This is a genomic window from Acidicapsa ligni (assembly GCF_025685655.1).
GTDB lineage: Bacteria > Acidobacteriota > Terriglobia > Terriglobales > Acidobacteriaceae > Acidicapsa > Acidicapsa ligni.
This window is the reverse complement of sequence record NZ_JAGSYG010000002.1, coordinates 522,383-540,392: the sequence shown is the minus strand read 5'-3', so window position 1 is coordinate 540,392 and position 18,010 is coordinate 522,383. Positions and strand designations below refer to the sequence as shown.

Annotated in this window: 16 protein-coding genes; 7 read left to right on the top strand and 9 right to left on the bottom strand. The window is 53.1% G+C overall.

Annotation, left to right across the window (positions count from 1 at the left end; translation table 11 throughout):
• Window positions 1-167 precede the first annotated feature (167 nt).
• From OHL19_RS08595 to OHL19_RS08585, 3 genes are all read left to right on the top strand, one after another.
• Complete coding sequence (locus OHL19_RS08595) at window positions 168-740, top strand: YceI family protein (RefSeq protein WP_263357231.1); 573 nt, start codon at window positions 168-170, stop codon at window positions 738-740.
• Between the two features lie 275 nt (window positions 741-1,015).
• Complete coding sequence (locus OHL19_RS08590) at window positions 1,016-1,378, top strand: TetR/AcrR family transcriptional regulator (RefSeq protein WP_263357230.1); 363 nt, start codon at window positions 1,016-1,018, stop codon at window positions 1,376-1,378.
• 124 nt (window positions 1,379-1,502) lie between these two features.
• Entirely contained in the window at window positions 1,503-1,958 is a 456-nt protein-coding gene (locus OHL19_RS08585) for an SDR family NAD(P)-dependent oxidoreductase (RefSeq protein WP_263357636.1), read from the top strand.
• 505 nt (window positions 1,959-2,463) lie between these two features.
• Here the strand turns inward: OHL19_RS08585 and OHL19_RS08580 are convergent.
• Window positions 2,464-3,474 (bottom strand): methyltransferase, encoded by a 1,011-nt coding sequence (locus OHL19_RS08580; protein ID WP_263357229.1) that lies wholly within the window; start codon window positions 3,472-3,474, stop codon window positions 2,464-2,466.
• Window positions 3,475-3,492: 18 nt separating this feature from the next.
• On the bottom strand, window positions 3,493-4,773 hold the full coding sequence (locus tag OHL19_RS08575) for an MFS transporter (RefSeq protein WP_263357228.1): 1,281 nt from the start codon (window positions 4,771-4,773) through the stop codon (window positions 3,493-3,495).
• 206 nt (window positions 4,774-4,979) lie between these two features.
• On the opposite strand from OHL19_RS08575, the gene OHL19_RS08570 reads away from it, so the two are divergent.
• Window positions 4,980-5,408, top strand: coding sequence for a MerR family transcriptional regulator (locus tag OHL19_RS08570; RefSeq protein ID WP_263357227.1), 429 nt, complete (start codon window positions 4,980-4,982; stop codon window positions 5,406-5,408).
• Window positions 5,409-5,437: 29 nt separating this feature from the next.
• Here OHL19_RS08570 and OHL19_RS08565 read toward each other — a convergent pair whose 3' ends face one another.
• Window positions 5,438-5,734: a putative quinol monooxygenase gene (locus OHL19_RS08565; RefSeq protein WP_263357226.1), complete on the bottom strand. Its 297-nt coding sequence runs from the start codon at window positions 5,732-5,734 to the stop codon at window positions 5,438-5,440.
• A 34-nt stretch (window positions 5,735-5,768) separates the two neighbouring features.
• Here OHL19_RS08565 and OHL19_RS08560 point away from each other — a divergent pair, with 34 nt between their 5' ends.
• Window positions 5,769-6,068 (top strand): type 1 glutamine amidotransferase family protein, encoded by a 300-nt coding sequence (locus OHL19_RS08560; protein ID WP_263357225.1) that lies wholly within the window; start codon window positions 5,769-5,771, stop codon window positions 6,066-6,068.
• 192 nt (window positions 6,069-6,260) lie between these two features.
• Window positions 6,261-6,848, top strand: coding sequence for a TetR/AcrR family transcriptional regulator (locus OHL19_RS08555; RefSeq protein WP_263357224.1), 588 nt, complete (start codon window positions 6,261-6,263; stop codon window positions 6,846-6,848).
• 518 nt (window positions 6,849-7,366) lie between these two features.
• Here the strand turns inward: OHL19_RS08555 and OHL19_RS08550 are convergent.
• Window positions 7,367-7,873: a DUF1003 domain-containing protein gene (locus tag OHL19_RS08550; RefSeq protein ID WP_263357223.1), complete on the bottom strand. Its 507-nt coding sequence runs from the start codon at window positions 7,871-7,873 to the stop codon at window positions 7,367-7,369.
• A 373-nt stretch (window positions 7,874-8,246) separates the two neighbouring features.
• Here OHL19_RS08550 and OHL19_RS08545 point away from each other — a divergent pair, with 373 nt between their 5' ends.
• Complete coding sequence (locus OHL19_RS08545) at window positions 8,247-9,410, top strand: LacI family DNA-binding transcriptional regulator (protein WP_317890555.1); 1,164 nt, start codon at window positions 8,247-8,249, stop codon at window positions 9,408-9,410.
• Window positions 9,411-9,426: 16 nt separating this feature from the next.
• On the opposite strand, the gene OHL19_RS08540 is transcribed toward OHL19_RS08545, so the two are convergent.
• The 5 genes from OHL19_RS08540 to OHL19_RS08520 all read right to left on the bottom strand — a co-directional run bounded on the left by OHL19_RS08540 (window position 9,427) and on the right by OHL19_RS08520 (window position 17,982).
• On the bottom strand, window positions 9,427-11,877 hold the full coding sequence (locus OHL19_RS08540; protein ID WP_263357222.1) for an ABC transporter permease: 2,451 nt from the start codon (window positions 11,875-11,877) through the stop codon (window positions 9,427-9,429).
• 128 nt (window positions 11,878-12,005) lie between these two features.
• Complete coding sequence (locus OHL19_RS08535; RefSeq protein WP_263357221.1) at window positions 12,006-14,678, bottom strand: ABC transporter permease; 2,673 nt, start codon at window positions 14,676-14,678, stop codon at window positions 12,006-12,008.
• Window positions 14,675-15,040, bottom strand: a complete 366-nt coding sequence (locus OHL19_RS08530) for a PadR family transcriptional regulator (RefSeq protein WP_263357220.1) — start codon at window positions 15,038-15,040, stop codon at window positions 14,675-14,677. The genes OHL19_RS08535 and OHL19_RS08530 overlap by 4 nt, the downstream gene beginning before the upstream one ends.
• Window positions 15,041-15,131: 91 nt before the next feature.
• Window positions 15,132-16,580, bottom strand: coding sequence for a sensor histidine kinase (locus OHL19_RS08525; protein WP_263357219.1), 1,449 nt, complete (start codon window positions 16,578-16,580; stop codon window positions 15,132-15,134).
• Complete coding sequence (locus OHL19_RS08520) at window positions 16,570-17,982, bottom strand: sigma-54-dependent transcriptional regulator (protein ID WP_263357218.1); 1,413 nt, start codon at window positions 17,980-17,982, stop codon at window positions 16,570-16,572. Before OHL19_RS08520 ends, OHL19_RS08525 begins: the two co-directional genes overlap by 11 nt.
• Between the last annotated feature and the right edge of the window lie 28 nt (window positions 17,983-18,010).

Below are 18,010 nucleotides of genomic sequence, written 5' to 3'. Positions count from 1 at the left end.
AGGCGAGCGACCAAACTCTATTCGCTTGAAGAGTACATCTGCGTCAACAACGAAAAAGCTAGAGATAGATTGGCGCGAATCAGACGCCACCACGTTGCGTACATCCTCATAATTGCAGCTTCAACAATGCCTTCAGCCCGGTTTCACTATGCAAGGAGAATGACCCAATGAACCTCCGCTTCTTTACTGCTGTTTTTTCCACGCTACTGCTCTCGGGAGCCAGCGCTCTTGCTCAGACCTCCGCCTGGACCATCGATACAAATCACACACAAGTTGATTTCCAGATACGTCGTGTTCCTGTCAGTAACGTGCGCGGTTCCTTCGGCGGCATCACCGGGACCGTGAACTGGAATGAAAAAGACCCCTCGAAGTCCAGCGTTGAAGTCGTTATCCCGACCGCTTCTATTTCAACCGCTAACTCGACGAGAGATGCAGATCTTAAGTCACCCAACTTCTTCAACATAGAGAAGTACCCAACCATGACCTTCAAATCCACCGCCGTTTCCGGCACATCGGGCAAGCTTCAGATCGTCGGAGATCTCACTCTGGCAGGCGTCACGAAGAGCGTTACGCTCGCGGTCGACGGACCTACACCTCCCACCAGGATGGGCAAATTGATTATCGGTTTCGCTGCAACCGGCATTCTCAAACGCAGCGACTTCAACTTCGCCTCGAAGTATCCCACTGCCATCCTCGGTGATGAGATAAAGTTCACCATCGACGCTGAGGCCGACAAGTAATTCTCTGCCCTGACGTTTGGCATGCCCGATATCGACAGTCTGTAAAGCTCTGTTTGATGCTGGCGGCTGATCTCGGCCGTCCCATTCCTGCTCAGCCTATTGCATGGCTTCGCTACTCCAGTTCTTGCCAAACCGCCGGAAGGGTCGCCTTTCTGTACTTCATCGGCGCTCAGAAGTTGTGCTTGACGAACATTCCCATAGCCATCGCAATCTGCGGAATGGTCAGACAATAATTATGCAACGAAGGACGATATAGACTAGTCTAATCAGCTGACATGAGTAAACAAACGACAAGAGAAAACCTCATCCAAGTTGGCCTTGGTTTGATCCACTCTGCGGATTACACGGCTACCGGGATCAACCAGGTCCTGGAGGCATCCAATGTCCCCAAGGGGTCTTTCTATCACCACTTCACCACCAAGGACGAGTTCATCCTTGAGGTGATTAATCGGTACGCGGCCGCTGAGCAGGAGCGTTGGGAAAGGCTGCTTGACGGCTCGAATCTTTCGCCGCTGAAGAAATTGTGGCGGTACTTTAAAGACTTGATAGCCACTTATGAGATCTGCGGCGGGCCGATGGCGGGATGCCTTCTCGGTAATTTGAGCCTTGAAGTAGCTGCTCTGCTGGTCAATGGTTGAGAAGGTGCGCAGGTCCGTGCAAAGACGGTCCAGAATGACAAGCCTCTTGAGTTGTTCTTCAATAATGCATTCAATGTGTTGCTCAAGAGCTGAGAAAGTTTAATTACATTGCCTATTTTTATTAATCAATAAACAGACTGGTCTAGTCTCATATGTAACCGCTGATGCAGACAATTTCAAGATTCCTAGCGTAGTGCAGGAAGCGATCTACGCTTTCGGCCATGTGGATGTGTTGGTCAACAATGCCGGCTATGGCATTAACGGCGCTATCGAAGAGGTGTCGGTGCAGAAGTTCGAGCCTGTTTTGCAGACCAATCTTTATGGAGTCATTCGTACATCCCGCGCTTTCCTTCCGCATTTTCGTAATCGAGGTAGTGGACATATCTTCAACTTGTCTTCGATTGGCGGGTTGATCGGGTCTGCGGGCTGGGGCTTCTACAATGTCACTAAATTTGCAGTCGAAGACTTCAGCGAGATTTTGGCCGAAGAGATGAAACCGTTCGGTGTGCATGTCACAGTCATCGAGCCTGACCCCTTTCGAACAGACTTCCTTGGACGTTCAGGAAAGTTCGCAGAATAGGAAACAAGCCGAAGATCGCAAAAAGCTGTTGAGGCCATCATTCAGGTAGCTGACTCAACTGAGCCACCATTGCATCTTCTTCTCGGTAAAATTGCCCTCAAGCGCTTCCTTACCAAGCCTACGCAATGGCAGGACAATCTGGATGCCTGGGAGTCGGCTACAGTAGGTGCCGACTATTCTGAAGGTCATTGAAGCGTTCAGAACAAGGTTCGATAAAGCTGATCGGAACGAATCCGCAGCTCTTCACTATTCAGATCGAAAGCGCGCTCTGAATCAGCGACCTCAAGCCCGCTATCGCGTCTGGTGTAATGCTTTTTCTTAAACGTTTCTGACCGACCTCATCTTCAATAGGTTGATGAAGAAGGCGATGCGGTAGCGAAAGGTCCGGTGATGGGCAGGCGCAGGGGCGTAGCTGCTTTTACATCAGCATGAGCATCGACATGCTGATGTAAAAGCGGTACGAATTCCCATTCCCTTTCCTCTACGACACAGGCATTCGTTGACTTCAGGCTTTTCCCAGGATGACTGTTTGCGGACTCATCGGTATTGGATGTGCCGCGACTGTTCCGAATCCAGCCTCCTGATACATAGCTGAGAGTTCTGCCAACGTGTATGCGTCCCCCGCCTCCGTAGAGGTCAACATAGTCATGGCAAATCCCGTAGCGGCCAACGGCCTGGTACGACTCTCATCGGGCACAAATTCAAGCGTGGCTACTATCCCGCCCGGACGTAACGCTCTATGTACCTTCTTCAACAGAGTCACGCATGTCGGCTTATCGAAGTGGTGGAGAAAATTTGTCAGCAAGACAGCGTCATATAGGCCGCCAAATTCGACATCAAATGCGCTTCCAGGCAGCCGTGTATAGCGATCGTCTACTCCGGCAATTCGCGCATTCTCTGATGCCACATCGAGCACCTGATTCCAATCGAGCGCTGTGATCTGTGCGGAGGGGTTTTGCTTAGCAATCTCAATCCCAAACAGCCCATGACCCGCGGCAACATCCAGCACTCGTATCGGGCCGCTTAGCTCACCCAGAACCAGGTTGCTCAGCGGAACTGCTATCGGCCCCATCATGGGCACCATGGACTTTGCAAACGTTACCCAGAGTGGGTTTTCCGGCTCAATTGTTCCGGTCCCCGGTAGTGTCGTTCTGCCCGTCCGAACTACCTCTGCGAGGTTGCGATACACATTATTTACCGCTGAGTCATTCAGAAATGCAGCCAGCGATCCCATCGACATCGGAGAACCTGGGTCGAGGAATACCAGACTCGTTGGTGTGTGATTGTAGCGCCCATTCGACTTTTCGATGAGTCCATGGCTGGACAGAAAATCACACAGAATCCGAATGCCTCTTTCCGATGCCCCGCAGTGCCTTGAGATCGATGGTACGTCGTTGCATCCCTTACCAAGCGCACCAAACACATCAAGTTCTATCGCCGCATATAAGGCAGCTGTCTGTTGATACGCGTTCATCATGGAAAGAACTTTTTCCGGGGTAGGTTGCGAATCACTCATATGTATCTCCTGCAATGTCTAACTTCTTCTTTCTGTATCAACTCCCAGAGACTGTCCGGGAAAAAGTTCACAACGATTGGACACGTAATTGGGAGATATTAAAATTCCTACCGCCCCTATTACAGCGACGGCTGCGACGTAATACACAGGCCCGAGTGAATTAAGTTGGCCCAGCCAAGCGACCAATGGGGGTGTCAGGCCGCCAAAAATAGCGTAAGCGATATTGTATGAGAAGGAGACGCCGGTGAACCGAACGAGCGGTGGAAATGCGTTAACCATGGCGATTGGCGTCAGTACGACAGCACCAGCACCGAACCCGGCCAGGATGTAGAGCGGCAGGATCGCGCCAGGTGCATGCATTGCTGCGAAGTAAAGAGCATAGGTGGAAAGAGCCAGAAAGGCCATGCTCGGAATCGCGAGCCGCTTTAACCCGTAACGGTCCACCGCCATACCAATCACAGTTGTCGAGACAACCAAGGCTGCTGTGCCAGCAAGATTCGCAATCTGAATTTTATCCGCATTAAGGCGGAACACATTTTGGAGCAACGTCGGCGTCATGAGAATGACGACGAGGATTCCAGCAGTGAGCACCCATGTGCCTGCAAATGAGGCAACAACAGCTCGCGGCGAAGTTCTTAGGATCACCCAAAGAGGTAGTTCACGTCTCGCTTGTGCCTGGGTCCGGATCTCCTCAAAGACAGGTGTTTCCTGAAGCTTTCTGCGTAGGATCAAGCCGAAGAATCCCAACACGCCTCCAAGCAGAAACGGCAACCGCCAGAAGCCTGCGAGAATTTGTTCGGGACTCAGAAAGAGATGCATTAGCGTGGTTACAAGCGATCCAATCAGGATACCGAAACTTAGTCCCGAGGTGAGAAGCCCAATCCCGAGGCCGGTTCGGTGCGCAGGCGCATGTTCTGCGACAAACACCCAGCCTCCTGGTGCTTCACCACCGATCGCCATTCCCTGCAGTACTCGCATGACGAGCAAGAGAAGTGGCGCCCCAATTCCGATCGAGCGGTATGTGGGTACAAGGCCAATGATGAGCGTGGGAAATGCCATGAGCAGGATGCTGAGAGTGAAGACACGCTTTCGGCCTAAAGTATCTCCGGGATGCGCCATGACAATTCCACCGAGTGGGCGCACGATGTAGCCTACGGCGAAGATGCCAAAGGTTTGGAGTTGCCTTACCCAATCCGGCAAATTTGCTGCAAAAAATAGTTTTCCGATGACGGCGGTGAAGAAGACAAAGATAACGAAGTCGTAGAACTCAAGTGCTCCGCCTATTGAAGCCAACCACATTGTTCGAAGCTGCGTTCTTGTTACAGCTGGATTGGTAGTGGGGCTTATACTCACTTGCCTATATTCCTTTTAGCTCCCAAAGTAGGAGATGAGGTTCGAACCTCATTTATTTACTAACCTCATTTATTTACTCTAGCCACTACCCTTTTTCATGCCCGACTCAACTAATATACTGTGTGGAGTAACCCAACAGTCAAGAGGACAAGATGCTGATCAACGAGATCGCGAAAATGGCAGGTTTGTCCAAAGACGGTATTCGCCATTACGAGGAGCTTGGTCTAATCACGTCGACACCGCGGCAGGCCAGTAGCAGAACGTATCGTGAATACAATTTGTCTGTCTTAAAGACGATAGAAAATATCCGCGACCTCCAGCGATTAGGACTCTCTTTGAGTGAGATCGGGCCAATTCTCAAGGTCACTGCCGCAGGATATACACAAGAGCAATTGATTCAATTTCTCGAAGAGGGCCGTGAAGTTATCCGCGGAAAGATAGCGAAGTTAAGTGAGATTGAAGTGTATATCACCCGGAAGTTAAAGGGCTATCAGGCAAAAGGCAAACCCTCAAACGATCGAAAGCCTGTCAAAAAGACCAGCGCTGAAGGGCGCAGTCGAAAAGCAAATCGAGACGTATAGCATTCCACGATTTAGGCTCAACGCCTCCTCTAGAAGGCGTTGAGCTTCGTCACCTTCATTGGCCCCGCAAGTTTGCTTTCGAGATCTACAGCAAGCCCGTGCGTGTAATCCTGTGCCATGTGGAACTTGTGTGCTTCTTCGGAAGAGAAGCTTTCGAAGAAAACGAGTTTGCTCGGGTCGCTATCGATCGAGGTCGTATATATGGCCTCACAACCCGGCTCCTTCAAAACGGTGGGAAGAAGCTTAGAAAAAACTTCCTTTGTCTCTTCCAGCAATTCAGGCTTCACTAGAAATTCCGCAAGTAGATAGAGCTTTCCGTCGGTCATTGCACTGAGCGATTCAGAAGCCTTCCAGAAAGCCTTGATTGCAGGCGACGGAAGCGCAAGCTTCCTGGCAAAGGGCTGGCCTTACGCAGGTTACCATGTAACGATTTTCTCGACTGGTGAAGAGGACGTTCTTGAAGGCCCTAAGGGCCTGGGTGGCTATGTGCAGTTCTATCCGGTTAATGCTCTTGCCGAGGCTGGTGCTCACGTTGATACGTTTACCAACTGGCATCCGAATGTAGTGGTTGATCGCGAACTCATCACTGGCCAGCAGCCGATGTCAGCCGAAGAGTTTGGCAACACTCTCATCGCAAAGCTGAATGGTAGCTCCAACTGAACGAAGCTAATCATTCAAGACTTATCAGGAAGACATTGGGGGGCAGCAGCGACGGTCGCCTCCCAGTTGCTCTTTCATCAGCGCTCAGGAGCTGTGGTTAACGTATATCGACACAGCCATTGCAATCTGGAGCAGGGTGATAACAAAAGATATGCAACGGAGGATGATTTAGACTAGTCTAATCATACTTACATGAGTAAACAAACGACAAAAGAAAACCTCATTCATGTTGGCCTCGGTTTGATCCACACCGCCGGGTATATGGCCACTGGAGTCAATCAGATTTTGGAGGCGGCGAAAGTTCCGAAAGGGTCTTTCTATCATCACTTCACCACCAAGGACGAGTTCGTACTTGAGGTGATTAAGCGGTACGCTGCCGGTGAGCAGGAGCGTTGGGAAAGGCTGCTTGACGGCTCGAATCTTTCACCGCTGAAGAAATTGCGCCGCTACTTCAAAGACTTGATTGCAACTTATGGAGTTCGCGGTGGACCGATTGCGGGCTGTCTTCTCGGCAATATGACCCTGGAGGTTGCAGGACAGAATCCGGAGATCCGGAAATTTCTGGGACAGGCGTTCGACGCCTGGCAGAGTGCTATCGCCAGAACGATTCGAGAGGCCGTTGAGAAGCAGGAGCTGCCCAAAACTGTTAAACCTGATGACGTTGCCGCGTTGCTGGTCAATAGTTGGGAGGGCGCGCAAGTCCGGGCAAAAGCATTGCAGAGCGACAAGCCGCTTGAGTTGTTTTTTGACAATGCGTTTAATGTCTTGCTGAAGAACTAAGCGGTCCCTACGGAAGTAGCTTAGCTTTATGTCAAACGAGTGAACAGACTAGTTACCTGTCGTGCGGCAGCAACAACAGTAATCTACCTCTCATGATTTACCGAGTGGCTGAAGTATCTTCTGGCCGCTCGGAAGCCGCGACAGTTACCGAAGCAAGCATGGAACGCATGATCCAGCGTGTGTTCTGTTGCCAGCCAATGACGATTCGTAGGCTTCGCGAGCCCAAGTCATCTTTGTTGCGCACTTGCGGAGTCCGCAAATCCTCTTAATTCAGAGCACAGGATTTGAAAGGTTTGTTGTATCGGTCTACGTGGGCCATCGAGCAAACCAGGTTACTACTCTCCACACTCCGCGCTGACGCCATCTGTCTTAGCCTTGTCGTCGTTCTCTCTGGCTTCCTCAGCAACATCAGCCCAAGCTGAATATCGCCGGTTCGATCCCGGTCTCCCGCTCCAATAGAATTGGCCGTTTCCATCTATGCAATGGCACTCTTTACTCTATTGAGAGTCTTATGGGATTTATTCTGTTGGCAATATTTCTTTGATGGTATCCGCTACGTCGTCAATCGAGGTCTGCTGGCTCATCTCGGCTATTTCTTCATCGTCAGCTATTTCCCTCAGACCCATTCGTTCTGCGATCTGTCGATCGACACTTAATACCGCGGTAATCTCACGCTCGGTAAGCAGCAATACCTGGAGCATGAGTTGCTCCCGTTCGTCTGCGCGCCTGCTCATTCTCGATTGACGCATGAGAATAAAACTTGCGACCAGGATCGCCTCGAAGGCCAGGATAGTGTCGAGAAGCGGGAACGGAAAGAGATCAAAGTGGCGCAGATGGAAGTACGGCAGGGTGTTCCAGGCGACCCAGCCGCAGACTGCCGCAATGTGAATAAAAACATAGGTAAGGCTGCCGATGAACCCGGCCATCCGGTCGCCAATTTTTTCGCTATAGGTGCGCCTGTTTAGAAACTCTTGTTCATGTTTAGCGATGAGATTGACGTGCTCTTCAAGGTGGCTCTGAGACATTGAATTCTTCTCCGCCAGATGGAATTTTTTACAGGCTGCTCAACGATAGCAGTAGCTGCAGGGGTCGCTCCATTGAATATCTCTCATTTCTGAAATGTGTTTGAGAAATCGTTTTATCGGAACTACAGAATGGATGGGGTTTGTGGATGATTTTTATACGCCTTACGTGACTTTTAGCTAGAACGGCAACGGCCAAGGAAGAAGCAGATTTCCTGCGGAAATGACAGACAGAACGACAAGGACAAAGGCAAAAGCAAGGGTGACGACGAAGGCCATGGGTAGGGCTAAGTTCGGGGCTTTGATGCTGTATGTGGACTGCCCCGTTAGCATATATCCCATTTGATTGCCAAATCTAATACACTTGGATTGAAATTTGAGTGCTGCGAAAACGATTTCCTGTAGGGTGGATTATTTGCCGGAAAAGCCTATAAAAATCAAGCGCGCCAAAGCTGCGGGGCCTAAGCCAGATGCGTCTCAGGTGGGGGACGTTGTTCCAGAGAGAATGGATATTCGGACCATCGCTCGTCTGGCTGATGTCTCCATCGCTACTGTGTCGCGCACGATCAATGGTGTCAGCACTGTGAACCCGAAGATGGCGAAGCGTGTGTGGGACGTGATTGAGAGGCTGGATTATGTGCCGAATACGCAGGCGCGCGCGTTGGTTTCCGGGCGAAGCAAAATCTTTGGGCTATTGATATCTGAAATTACAAATCCGTTTTTTCCGGAACTGATTCAAGGCTTTGAGGACATCGCTGTCGATAGTGGATACGAGATTCTCATCAGCTCTACGAACTATGATCCGCAGCGAATGTCGTATTGCATTCGCCGTATGCTGGAACGCAAAGTGGAAGGCGTCGCGGTGATGACCTTTGGCATTGAAGAGCCGTTGCTGGAGCAACTCGCAAAGCGAAAAATTCCACTGGTGTTTGTCGATGTCGGCCCGGATCGGCCTGGGGTCAGCGTATTGAGAGTTGACTATCAACACGGGATTCGGCAGGGAGTACAGCATCTGGCTGCCCTGGGGCACAGGCGTATCGCCTTTGTAACCGGGCCAATCAGGCTGCATTCTGCGCAATCAAGACTCACTGCATTTTTCAATTCAATGCAGGAATGCGGGATCACGCCTCATCCCGATTGGATTGTCCAGGGAGATCACACACTTGAGGGTGGCGTGGCGGCGATGGGCTCTCTTCTCGCTGGAAAAGAAATGCCGACTGCTGTGATGTGTTCGAATGACATGACTGCGATTGGAGTTTTGCATAAGTCGTATCGGGCGGGGCTGCGTGTGCCGGATGACTTATCAGTGATTGGCTTTGACGACATTCACATTGCGCAGGTTACAATGCCGCCTCTCACTACGATTCAGATGTCGCGATACACGCTGGCCAAGGCTGCTTTTGCTGCGCTGCGTGCGCATGTAGAACAGCCGGGACAATCATCCGGGCGGCAGGAGTTTGACATACCGACTGAACTTGTAGTGCGCGAGTCGACTAGTTATCCGCAAGGGACAATGGCACATTTAAAAACCAAGAGATGAACATACTGCGCGCCCGTCATTCGTAACGCAGTACGATCTGCGGATCTACGCGTGAGGCTCGACGTGCAGGGAGCCAGCACGCGATGAACGCCACTACTGCGAGAAAGACTGGAACGACAACAAAGGTCGCCAGATCGTTTGTGTGAATGCCATAGAGAACACTTGTGAACAGCTTCGCGAGCGCAAATGCGGCGGGCAATCCGACGATGAGCGCGATGCATGTCAGCACCATGCCCTGGCGAACGATGAGGCGCTGCACTGCTCCAACCTGCGCGCCCAGAGCCATACGAATGCCGATTTCGCGGGTGCGGCGACTCACGGAATAATTCATCACTCCATATAAGCCGACGGCGGCGAGTGTGAGACCTATCGCTCCAAAAGTTCCGAATAAAGTTGCGGCGAGACGCGGCAGGAAGAACGCATCGCGGAGATGCTCCTGCATGGTTTGAATGTTGTAAACAGCCATTGCTGGATCGAGTGCTCGAATCTGATCACGAACGGAAGATACGATTGCCTCGGGGTTGCCTTGATAGCGTACGAGGATTGTGTAACCGGTGAAAGAAGGATCAGACGCAACGGTCTGATCGAGCGAACGAAAGAGGATGGCGCGATTTTCTTCACCTATTGAACGGGCTTTGATATTGGCCACGACGCCGATGACCTGATAGGGAATATCGCCGTCCATTACTACCTGCCCAATGGGATTTTCTGCACCGAAGACTTTCTGCGCGAAGACTTGGTTAATAACCGCAACCTTGGGACCTGCGGGAGATTCTTCGGCAAAATCACGGCCTGCGAGTCGCGGGATTCCCATTGCTTCAAAATAGCCCGGGGTAGCCATGTACATTTCTACGACTGGGTCGGGTTCACTGACGGCTCCCGTGAGGGATTTGGGCTTGATACGCGCATGGAATCCATCGCTGCGATTGCCTCCGTTCAATGGAACGCTGTCGGTGACGACTACAGAAGCAACTCCAGGCAGTGCTGCGACGCGCTGACGAAGCAGGGTGAAAAACTGTATGGTACGTTCCGGCGTGTAGCTGTGAAGACGAGGATCGACGGAGAGGCTCAGGATCCCGTTGGAGCGAAAGCCTATATCAATGTTAGCGGCCTGTTGCAGGCTGCGCAGGAAAAGTCCTGTAGAGGTGAGCAGGACGAGGCACATCGCGATCTGGCCAATGATAAGGACGTTGCGTAATGTCCATTTGCGGCCTGGGCGGGCAAGCGCGTCTTCGCCTTTGAGTGCGTTTGCAAGCCTGGGACGCGAGGCTACCCACGCGGGGATCATGCCAAAGATAAGACCCGCGCCGACGCTGAGCGCGAAGGTATAAGCCATGACACGCCAGTCCACATTCAGCGTTAAGTCCAGAGGCACTGGCGCGGGCAGGCGAAAGGTAGAGAGAGCATGCGTGGCCATGAGCGAGAGGGCTGCGCCCAGTACTCCCCCGCTGAGCGCGAGCAGGATGGATTCGATCATCATCTGACGAACGATGCGCGCGCGCGTTGCTCCCAGGGCGAGCCGTACTGCCATCTCGCGCTGACGACCTGCGGTCTGGGCCAACAGCAGGTTCGCAACGTTGGCACAAGCAATGCAGAGAACAAGCAATACGACGATCGAGAGCGCTCCCAGAAAAAGAAGGACCGTAGACTTGTCCCGGGGCGGAAGTGAGCCTGCCTGCTCAAAGAGGAAGCCATTCCCCTTGTCCGTGGCGGGATAGGTTGCAGCGAGGCGCTTGGCGAGAGTAGCAAGTTCGGACCTGGCCTGGGACTGGGTGACACCAGGCTTGAGACGCGCAACGACGGCAAGCCAGTGCATGTCGCGAGAGTCGATGTTGGTGAGATTTGGGACCAGAGATGTTACGTTGCCAAGTGGAACCCAGAACTCGGAATCCAGGATGAGATCAACTCCGCGAAAGCCCTCGGGGGCTACGCCGACGACAGTGTACGGTCGTCCGGAGAGAACTATGGCTTTGCCTGCAATATTCGGGTCTGAAGCGAAACGACGCTTCCACAAACGATGGCTCAACACGATCGTTTGCTGATTCTCTTCCTCATTCAGAAAGCCACGGCCAACAGTCATCGGGATCTGCAACACACGGAAGAAATTTGCAGATGTGGCCTGGCCCCAGACACGTTCTGGCTCGCCATTGCCACCGATGGAGGCGGGAACCAGTTCGTTGTAGGCTGCTACTCCGCTGAAGGATTTCGCCTGATCGCGAAGGTCTTTAAAGACGGGCTGGGGGAAGTTGTTGCAGCACTGATCGCCATCATGCAACGTGTGGAGATTAAGCAGAGTGGAGGGATCTCCGACGGGAGCAGGGCGTAGGACAAATCGACTCACCATGGAAAAGATGGTGGCATTCGCGGCAATGCCTAAGCCAATCGAGACAACGACCGCGATCACAAACCCTGGCGCACGTGAAAGACGCCGGAAGGTGTAGGCAAGATCCTGTTGTAGAACTCTCATGGGCGCACTCCCTGATGGTCAGAGGTACGGTCAGAAGAGTGTCGATGTTCCATCGTTGGCGCATTTTTTCGAACGACCAACAGGGAATGCCGGAATCGACATCCCCTCTTGGTCTGACGGGTACCGTTTCAGTTCAGGCGCAACGCATCCATAGGCTCAATACGCGAAGCTCGCCGGGCTGGAATATATCCCGCGAAGAGGGCCATGGAACCCAGAAGCACGACCATGCCGACGAATGTGATCGGGTCTGTCGGACGGGTGCCGAAGAGCAAGGACGCAATCAGCCTGGAGGTTATGAATGAAAAGACGGTGCCTACGACAATGCCAATAAAAGCAAGGCGCAGCGTTCTTGAAATCACGTCGAATTGAACCCGCTCCGCGGTTGCACCGAGGGCCATCCGAATGCCGATTTCCTTTGTCCTCTGGGTCACGGAATAGGAGATTACGCCATAGATGCCGAGCGAAGCCAGCACCACACCAAGCACGGCGAAGAAGGCTACCAGCAAGACGAAGAACCGTCGAGGGGAGACAGCGCGATCCACAAGCCGCTGCAGTGGGCGGAACTCGGTCGCTGGCTGTGCCGGGTTCATGCTGCGAAGTGTCGTCATCACGCTTGACGCCAGTGCTGCGGGAGGAAGCTTGGTGCGGACGACTAATTGCGCGCCGTCATTGCCCTGCTGCGATAGAGGCATATACATCTGCCAGCCAGATTCGCCCTCGATCGTATCTGTCTGTACATCATCGATGACACCAATAACACGGGCATCGTCTCCGCCAGCAGATGCTATCCGGCCAATCGGATTCTGACCGGGCCACAGCTTACGTGCTACCGTCTGGTTGATGATGACGACCTTCTCATCCTTGGGCCCATCAGCCCACGTGAAATCACGACCGGCCGCGAGGCGCATACCGATGGAGTGTAGATAGCCAGGTGAAACGATATAGACGAAGGTGGCCTGAAGTAATCCCCTGGGATACTGAACGCCTTTGGCTGAAATATCCCAGCTTCGATTGCGATCGAGGGGAAGATTATCGGAGATGCCTGCGGACTCCACACCCGGCAGCGCCTCGATACGACGCTGCATTTCTTGAAAGATAGCTACTTTTTTATCGGCATTGTTGCCGTCGTTGTAGTCGACTTTGATAGCGGCTGCCTGGCTGGGACTGAATCCAAGATCCACATCCATCACCTGAAGGAAGCTGCGCAGCAATAACCCGGCGCCTACGAGAAGGACACAGGCCAGAGAAACTTCAGAGATGACAAGGAAGGAGCGTAGAAAGTCGTGACTGCGACCTTCGCTTACTCCCTGACCCGTATCTTTGAGGTCTTCCTGCAGATTCTTACCCGTGGTTCTAAAAGCCGGTATCAATCCAAAGACCAGAGCAGTTGCCATGGTGATCAGCAGCGTCCAGACGAGAGCAGTGCCATCAACGCGAATGCTGCCGAGCAGTGGCAAGGCGACCGAGCCTTTGTGTGCGAGATAGTAGGTGGTCACATATGCAAGGCCGAGGCCGAGAATCGCTCCGGTGAATGAGAGCACGATACTTTCGGTGAGCAGTTGACGAATGATGCGTCCGCGCCCTGCACCAAGTGCACTGCGCAGAGCGAATTCCTTTCTACGTGTAGCGGCGCGGGCCAATAAAAGATTGGAGAGATTCACGCAGACGATCAGGAGAATCAACCCAACTGCAATCCAAACGACGATTAGAGAACGCCGCAACTTGCCACTTACATAGTCCTTCAACGTTTGAACGCCAGCGGTGTAACCTGGCTTCCACTCGGGATGCTTGAGGCTTCCCGGCAAATCGGGAAAGAGAAGATTCACCTCTCCCTGAGCTTGCTGGAGTGTCGCGTTCGGCTGCAGGCGACCAAAGAGAGCGAGCGTATTTCCCTCTTCTCGAATCTCATCCATATTCACAGGAGTAAAGAGATCTATCTTTGCGCCCGGCTCGAAGACTGCTCCGAAATCGAAATTCTCTGGAAGCACGCCAACAACTGTTACGGGAGTATTGCCAAAGCTGATAGCTCTACCAATAATGTTGGGATCTGCGCCGAATTGGCGCTGCCAGAATGGATAGCTCAACAAAGTTACGGGGCGTGCATTCTTCTGGGATTCCTCAGCCGTAAAGAGTCGTCCCAGCGAGGGCTCAACTCCGAGCGCTTTGAAGAAGTTTCCTGTCACCATGATCATCGAAACGGGAAGCGGGGTGCCGCCACGATTGAGGCGCACATTGTCACGATCAGAGAAAGCAAAGTAGCCCATGACATCCCGTAGAGTCTTTGTTTTAGAGGCGAAGACTTCGTAGGCATCGCTAGAGTACGTCGCGGTGGACATGCCACCCTTGTTGCCAGTGATGGGTCCCATGCGAACCAATTGGTCCGGATCGCGAAAGGGCAGCGGGCGGAAGAGGATGGTATTAACCACGCTGAACACTGAGATGTTGGCGCCGATGCCGATGGCAAGAATGATCACAGCGATCATCGTGAAAGAGGTATCACGCCGAAGCGTGCGCCAGCTATAGGTAAGATCCTGAACAAGAATATCGAGGCTTGGAATTCCCCGAGTCGCCCGTTGATTTTCTTTTGCCTGCATGATGCCTCCAAACTGGATCATTGCTTGTCTGCGCGCTTCCACGCGCGAGAGTCCACTGCGCATTTTCTCTTCGGTTGCGAGGTCGATGTGCGCGGCCATTTCCTCATTGAGATCGTCATCGAGAGGGCCTTTGCGGAAGAAAGACCAGAGCCGATTCAGACCTCGACGCAGCGCCGCCAGGATTGATTTGGGCTGCTGCGGTGTCATTGCGTGCCACCACTTTCGTCCATTGTCAGTACACGGCCCATCACTTCGGACAAACGCTGCCAGTAGGCTGCATCCTTGAGTAACTGCTTCTTTCCAGCCCTGGTGATGGAGTAGAACTTGGCTTTGCGATTGTTCTCGGAGATGCCCCATTCGGCCGCGATCCATCCGCGATGCTGAAGGCGAACGAGCGCTGCATAGATCGTTCCCTGGTTCAACAGGATCGTGTCATCGCTGACTTGCTCTATGCGGCGGGCGATGCCGTAGCCGTGCTGTGAGCCCATGACAGACAGGGTCTGCAGGACCATGAGATCAAGCGTGCCTTGCAAAATATCCAGTTTCGGTTCGGCTTTTTGTTCGCCCATGCGCACTCCTGTGTTATGACCACACTAGAATGGCACATCTCATGTGGTTATGCCACATATTTCGTGTGGAAATAACACAGGAGTGTTTTTTTCAGGAAGATTGGCGGGAAGCAGCGAGGGGCAAGCGGATGTCGGCTCGACATCCATTGCTGTCGATACGGTTGGTAAGCTGCACGGAACCGGTGTGAGCAAGTGCTATCTGCTGCGCGAGAACGAGTCCAATTCCCGTACCGCCAGGCTTGGTTGTATAGAAGGGCACGAACAGGTTGCTTGCATTCGATAGGCCGGGACCGTTGTCGAGAATTGAGATGAGCACTTCGTTGCCACTGGTTTCCCAGGTGATAGAGACCTGCGGAACTCTCTCTACTATTGAATCGGGGACAACGGCCACATCCGGACTTAGCGCCGCTTCCGCTGCGTTGCGGATGAGGTTGATCAGTGCCTGTGCAAGTTGATCCGGGTCAGCGAGGAGTTCGACATTGGAAGAACCAGTGATCTTGACGGAAAGACGCGTCTCAAGCTGCACTACACGTTTGATCAGCGCAGCAAGAGAGATGGGTTCAAGCCTGGGGGCGGGTAAGCCCATGAGTTCACGATAGGCCTGCAGAAAACGATTGAGGGATTCCGCGCGATCTTCGATGACTTCGAGCCCACGTGCAAAATCATCTTCTTCCTCTGACCTTGGATCGAGGGTGATCAATCGACTGCGGAGACTGCCTGCGATCGATTTGATTGGAGTTAACGAGTTGTTGATTTCATGACCGAGAACGCGAATGAGTCGTTCCCAGGCGAGACGCTCTTCTTCCCGCAATGCTTCACTGACATCCGATAGAACGAAGAGGGAATGCGGAACACCGCGGAGGCGAAAGCCGGTGCGCTTGACTACCCAGCGCGCCAACTGTTGCGAGTTTCCAAGCGATAAAAGGTCGTTGTCTTCGGCTTGCAATAGATGCTCGAGATTGAGCTTGCTTGTGGAGCGGCCCAGCGCACTTTGCGCGCGAAGATCAAACGCTCGTTCTGCCGCAGCATTGAGAAGCTTAAGTCTCCCATCGGGATCGAAGGCCAACACGGGAGATTGCATGGACTTCATCACTCGCTCAACAAGCGCCATAGCCTCCATGGCTCCGATACGCTGAGCCTGTAACATGCCGGCCAATGCATTGATTTCAAGCGCGAGATCGCCCATTGCGTCATTGCGGCGAGCGCCCCTGGCACGAAAGGAATAATCGTCTTCGCGTAAGGCGGCAACTACGTTTGCGAGCGTCTGCAGAGGCCGAATGATGTGTTCTGTCACGAGGGATACAGCGAAAGTCCAGGCGATGGCGGTTGATACAAGCGCAATCCATTGAACTGAGAAATCGGTATCGATCTTATGAAGCAGTAGGGCGAGCAGAGCAAGAGTTGGAAGCCCCATCAGATAAAGCCACAAACGCAGGCTGCGCTCAAAGCTGAGTCTGCGTCCGGAGCGTGCCAGCGGCAGGCGTTTGAGCGGCCGTTCGTTTACTGACGCTTCTTCAGGCTCATCCCTCTCAGAGACCATATTTTTCTATCCGCCGATAGAGCGCTCCGCGGCTGAGGCCGAGAGCATCAGCGGCCTGGCTGACATTGCCTCCTACGCGCGCAAGAGCCTTGCGAATGAGGATCGACTCCACGGTCTCAAGGCTCATCTCGTCGAGACTCTGCGATCCGCCTGAAGCAGTGCTGCTGGAGCTGCTGCGCTGAGGATGCAGAGCGAGATCGACAGCATCGATGCGGTCTCCGCGAGCCATTAGAACGGCGCGCTCGACGGTATGATCGAGTTCTCGCACGTTGCCAGGCCAGTTGTATTGCAGCATCAATTGCAGTGCTGACGGTTCAAGGCCCTGAATCTGGCGTCGATAGCGGGTAGCATGGCGTGCGAGGAAGTGCCCGGCCAATGCAGGAATATCTTCACGACGTTCGCGCAGCGGCGGAAGCTCTATCTCAACAGTGTTAAGCCGGAAGAGAAGATCTTCGCGGAAGCGGCCTTCGGCGCAGTCTTGTCGCAGGTTTGCATTCGTCGCTGAAACGATGCGGACATCGACGGATTGTGTTCGCGATGAGCCGACGCGCTCAAGCTCACCAGTCTCAAGCACGCGAAGAAGTTTTGCCTGCTGGCGAATTGGAATGTTCGCGATTTCATCCAGAAAAAGTGTGCCACCGTTGGCCAATTCAAAACGCCCGATGCGGTCTGTTCGCGCATCCGTGAATGCGCCTTTTACGTGTCCGAAAAGTTCGGACTCGAATGTCCCTTCCGGCAACGCTCCAGTATTAACGGCGACAAGTGTGCGTGACGATCGCGAGGAGAGCCGATGCAGCATCTGTGCGACGACTTCTTTTCCTGTGCCGTGTTCTCCGGTGATAAGAACGTTCGCATCTGAGGGGCCTACGCGAGACATTGTCTCGATCACCTGGCGCATGGAAGGCGCAGTGGCTATGAAATCAGGAGCACCGGGCGCGCGTAGAATGCGATTCTCCGCTTCAAGCCATTGCGTTCGCTTCTGGCTGCGATGCAGTTCCATCTGCGTGCGTAACACACTGATCAATCGCGCGTTTTCCCATGGCTTCTGAATGAAATCGCCAGCACCCCGGCGCATTGCTTCAACGGCAAGATCGATGTTGCCCCACGCGGTCATGACGACAACGGGAAGCTGCGGGTCAATCTCCTTGACGCGGACGACGAGATCCATTCCCTCCTGTCCAGAGGTCGTATCCCGCGTGTAGTTCAGATCGATCAAAACCCCATCGAAGCTCTCATGCGAGAGAGCCTCGAGAAGCAGTGCCGGCGTCCGCACCAGCTCCAATTGGTAGCCCTCAGGCTTGAGCAGAAGCCGCAATGCCTCGAGAATCTGCGGCTGATCATCCGCGATCAGCAGCTTATAGGGTTTGTCGATTGTCGCGCTTGTTTTATTGCCCGTTGTCATATGCTCTTGCCAGTGTGTCAGTCCGTAA

Bases quoted from the DNA above. Each gene is read 5' to 3' on its own strand.
- OHL19_RS08565 (WP_263357226.1), bottom strand. From the start codon at position 5,734: ATGACCGACGGAAAGCTCTATCTACTTGCGGAATTTCTAGTGAAGCCT.
- OHL19_RS08570 (WP_263357227.1), top strand. From the start codon at position 4,980: ATGCTGATCAACGAGATCGCGAAAATGGCAGGTTTGTCCAAAGACGGT.
- OHL19_RS08595 (WP_263357231.1), top strand. From the start codon at position 168: ATGAACCTCCGCTTCTTTACTGCTGTTTTTTCCACGCTACTGCTCTCG.
- OHL19_RS08575 (WP_263357228.1), bottom strand. From the start codon at position 4,773: ATGTGGTTGGCTTCAATAGGCGGAGCACTTGAGTTCTACGACTTCGTT.
- OHL19_RS08530 (WP_263357220.1), bottom strand. From the start codon at position 15,040: ATGGGCGAACAAAAAGCCGAACCGAAACTGGATATTTTGCAAGGCACG.
- OHL19_RS08520 (WP_263357218.1), bottom strand. From the start codon at position 17,982: ATGACAACGGGCAATAAAACAAGCGCGACAATCGACAAACCCTATAAG.
- OHL19_RS08540 (WP_263357222.1), bottom strand. From the start codon at position 11,877: ATGAGAGTTCTACAACAGGATCTTGCCTACACCTTCCGGCGTCTTTCA.
- OHL19_RS08525 (WP_263357219.1), bottom strand. From the start codon at position 16,580: ATGGTCTCTGAGAGGGATGAGCCTGAAGAAGCGTCAGTAAACGAACGG.
- OHL19_RS08535 (WP_263357221.1), bottom strand. From the start codon at position 14,678: ATGACACCGCAGCAGCCCAAATCAATCCTGGCGGCGCTGCGTCGAGGT.
- OHL19_RS08590 (WP_263357230.1), top strand. From the start codon at position 1,016: ATGAGTAAACAAACGACAAGAGAAAACCTCATCCAAGTTGGCCTTGGT.
- OHL19_RS08580 (WP_263357229.1), bottom strand. From the start codon at position 3,474: ATGAGTGATTCGCAACCTACCCCGGAAAAAGTTCTTTCCATGATGAAC.
- OHL19_RS08550 (WP_263357223.1), bottom strand. From the start codon at position 7,873: ATGTCTCAGAGCCACCTTGAAGAGCACGTCAATCTCATCGCTAAACAT.
- OHL19_RS08555 (WP_263357224.1), top strand. From the start codon at position 6,261: ATGAGTAAACAAACGACAAAAGAAAACCTCATTCATGTTGGCCTCGGT.